The sequence below is a fragment of the Streptomyces sp. 150FB genome, assembly GCF_000818195.1.
Lineage (GTDB): Bacteria > Actinomycetota > Actinomycetes > Streptomycetales > Streptomycetaceae > Streptomyces.
The window spans coordinates 56,237-57,158 of the sequence record NZ_JTHL01000001.1; the positions used below are offsets into that span (position 1 = coordinate 56,237).

At 63.3% G+C, this 922-nt stretch carries 1 protein-coding gene; it reads right to left on the minus strand.

Annotation, left to right across the window (positions count from 1 at the left end):
* Positions 1–208 precede the first annotated feature (208 nt).
* Positions 209–922: AMP-binding protein (locus tag QR77_RS48020; RefSeq protein ID WP_347359759.1), on the minus strand; the 714-nt coding region annotated here is incomplete at its 5' end.

Genomic DNA, 922 nt, shown 5'->3' on the forward strand with positions numbered 1-922 from the left:
ACTGCTTCGTGCCTGGCGAGGGCGGCTTCGATCTCACCGAGTTCGATGCGGAAGCCGCGGACCTTGACCTGATCGTCGTTGCGCCCCAGATACTCAAGAGACCCGTCCGGCAACTGACGCACCAAGTCACCCGTCTTGTACATCCGCGCATCCGCCCGGCCACAGAACGGATCCGGCACAAACCGCTCCGCCGTCAGCCCAGGACGATTCAGATAACCCCGCGCCACACCCCCGCCACCCACATACAACTCACCCACAACGCCCAGAGGAACCGGCCGCCCCGCCCGTCCAGCACATAAACCCGCAGGTCCGGAATACGGTGACCGATCGGACTGACCGAACCCTCTGTGTCCCCTTCCGCCAGCTCCCGATACGTCACATGGACCGTCGTCTCGGTGATCCCATACATATTCACCAAACGCGTCCCACGATTGACCCCACGCCGCATCCACGGCCTCAACGCCGCGACATCCAACGCCTCCCCACCAAAGACCACCACCCGCAGCCCGTGCCCGACTCCGCCCTCCCCCTGAGCCGCGATCAACTGCCGAAACGCACTCGGCGTCTGACTCAACACCGTCACCCCGGCCGAACACACCAACTCATAAAACTCACGAGGACTGCGCGTCACCGCCTGCGGCACCACCACCAGCCGCCCCCCATACAACAACGCACCCCACATCTCCCACACCGAAAAATCGAACGCGAAAGAATGGAACAACGTCCACACATCCCCGCCCCCAAACCCGAACCAGCCCTCCGTCGCCGAAAACAAACGCGTCACATTCCGGTGCTCGACCATCACCCCCTTCGGCGTCCCCGTCGACCCCGACGTATAAATCACATACGCCAGATCACCCGAAACAGAACCAACCTCAGCCCGACCCAGATCCCCACCCGGCAACCCGGCCCACACACCAGC